Source organism: Pseudonocardia sp. KRD291 (assembly GCF_019263595.1).
GTDB lineage: Bacteria > Actinomycetota > Actinomycetes > Mycobacteriales > Pseudonocardiaceae > Pseudonocardia.
On record NZ_JADQDD010000502.1, the window covers coordinates 1 to 1,824 of the forward strand.

The 1,824-nt window shown below is 74.0% G+C and carries 1 protein-coding gene and 1 pseudogene; both read right to left on the minus strand.

The features are described from left to right. Positions 1 to 325: 325 nt before the first annotated feature. A pseudogene (locus I4I78_RS33210) lies at positions 326 to 982 on the minus strand (DedA family protein); the annotation flags it as partial. 101 nt (positions 983 to 1,083) lie between these two features. Continuing rightward, the gene (locus tag I4I78_RS32210; protein WP_218615284.1) at positions 1,084 to 1,743 is read right to left on the minus strand and encodes a spermidine synthase; all 660 of its coding nucleotides are present in this window, start codon (positions 1,741 to 1,743) and stop codon (positions 1,084 to 1,086) included. Between the last annotated feature and the right edge of the window lie 81 nt (positions 1,744 to 1,824).

A 1,824-nucleotide genomic window follows, 5' to 3' on the forward strand; every position in this document is an offset into this window, starting at 1 on the left:
TGACGGGGACCCGGTGGGCCGTCCCGCCGTACCCGGTCTGCCCGGCCTGTCCGCCCTGTCCGCCGGCAGCCTCGGCGCCGCGTCCCGGGACGCCGTTCGGCGGCCGGTCCTGCGGGCCGACGGGGGTGATCCAGGTGGTCGCGGTGTTGTCCGCGGAGCCCGACGTCGGGTGCCCGTTCGGGCCGGCCCCCGGGCCTGCCGCCGTTCCGGTGTGGCCGTCCCAGCCGGACCCCTGCGGTGCCCCGGTATCGCGGGGCAGCCGGATCGGCTGGGTGAGATCGGACGGCGCGCCGCCGGTGGAGGCGGCGGGTGCGCCGGGAGTGGCGGCCGCCGCCTTCTTGTTCTTCGACCGCGCCCGCAGCACCTCGACGATGATCGGCAGGATCGAGACGAGCACGACCAGGATCAGGATCAGGTCGATGTTGTCGCGGACGAACTGGAACTGGCCCAGGAAGTAGCCCAGCACCGTCACCCCGGCCGCCCACGCGACGCCGCCGATCAGCGAGTACGTCAGGTACCGCTTCGGGTCCATCCGCGCCACGCCCGCGCTGACCGTGATGAACGTGCGCACAACCGGCACGAACCGGCCCAGCACGATCGCCCGGTTGCCGTACTTGTCGAAGAACTCCTGCGTCTTCGTGACGTACTTGGGGTTGAACAGCTTCGACTTCGGTTTGTCGAAGATCGCCGGACCCGCCTTGTAGCCGATCGCGTAGCCGACGACGTTGCCGGCGAACGCCGACACCACCAGGACCAGGCAGACCAGCCACAACGGGACGTCGATCGTGCCCTGGGCGACGAACAGGCCGCCGGTGAACAGCAGCGAGTCCCCGGGCAGGAAGAAGCCCAGCAGCAGGCCGCACTCGGCGAAGATGATCGCCGCGAGCCCGACCAGAGCCCAGGGGCCCAGCCAGTCGATGATGACGGTCGGGTCGAGCCAGTCCGGACCGAGCGCGAGCGTCTGAGTGGCGAGGGGCGTCACGGTGCACGACGGTACCGGCCGGACCTGTGGGCCCGATGAGCCGCCACCAAGGGCCCCGAGGCACCCGACCCGGACGGATCCGGCGGCCCGCGCGGCTGCGCTCAGTCCCGGGCCCGCCGCGCCAGCAGCACGACGTCGGGGTCCCCGCGTCCGACCGGCACCTCCAGCGTCTCGACGTCCCCGAAGTGCCGGCCGAGGCGCTCGGCGAGGTCGGGAGCCGGTGCGGCACACCAGAGTGCGAGCACCCCGCCCGGTGCCAGGACGCGCCGCGCCGCGGCCAGCCCGGCGTCGTCGTAGAGGCCCGCGTTGCCCGGGTCGACGAGCCAGTCCGGGCCGTTGTCGGTGTCCAGGCACAGGCCGTCGGCGCTGCCCGGTGCGGCGGAGCCCAGCCACTCGGCCAGGTCGGCGACGTGCGTGCGCACCCGCGGGTCGTCGACGGCGTGCCCGTTCCCGTCGGCGAGCGGTCCGGAGTTCCAGCGCAGCACGTCCGGCTCCCGCTCGATCACCTCCACCGCGCCGACCGACGGGTGCGCCAGCGCCGCGGCGAGGGTGAACCCGACCCCCAGCCCGCCGACGACCAGACGTCCGGGCGCGGGCATCCGGTCCGCGGTCGCGGTGGCCAGCAGCCGCTCCGAGGCGCCGCCGCGGGTGTCCATCAGGAACACCCCGTTCGCCACGATCTCGTGGTCGCGCCCGACCCGGCGGAGCACCAGCTCCCCGCAGCGCCCGATGACCCGTTCGACGACGACCGCCTCCTCCATGCGGATCGCGCCGGGCCGCTCAGCCCAGCGCGGGAAGCGCGCCCGGCAACATGATCGAGACCAGGGCGATCCCGCCGCCGA

Excerpts from the sequence above, each read along its gene's own strand:
- I4I78_RS32210 (WP_218615284.1), bottom strand. The coding sequence starts at position 1,743 with ATGGAGGAGGCGGTCGTCGTCGAACGGGTCATCGGGCGCTGCGGGGAG.